Source organism: Lysinibacillus sphaericus OT4b.31 (genome assembly GCF_000392615.1).
GTDB lineage: Bacteria > Bacillota > Bacilli > Bacillales_A > Planococcaceae > Lysinibacillus > Lysinibacillus sphaericus_B.
In genome coordinates, this window is record NZ_KB933463.1 from 1 (window position 1) to 326 (window position 326).

Annotated in this window: 1 protein-coding gene; it reads right to left on the reverse strand. The window is 41.4% G+C overall.

Annotated elements, in window-relative coordinates:
* Window positions 1–326 (reverse strand): dicarboxylate/amino acid:cation symporter (locus H131_RS22925; RefSeq protein ID WP_010861521.1); only part of this gene is annotated, 326 nt, incomplete at both ends.

Genomic DNA, 326 nt, shown 5'->3' on the forward strand with positions numbered 1-326 from the left:
AATCCATATTTGGAAACGGTTACACCAATTAAACCAAATACCCCAATTGGAGCGAATTTCATCACGAGGTTCGTTACCCAGAACATAGCATCAGCTACACCTTGGAAGAAGCCTAAAACTGGCTTACCTCGGTCCCCGATGGCAGCAACACCCAGACCAAAGATAACGGAGAAGAAGATAATCGCAAGCATATCACCTTCAGCCATAGATTGGATAATATTTGTTGGTACAATACCTACAATAATATCGAAAGGTCCTTCATGTTGTACTTCCTCAGTTGTCGAAACGTATTTCGAGATATCTCCTTGAGAAAGCTCGTTCATATT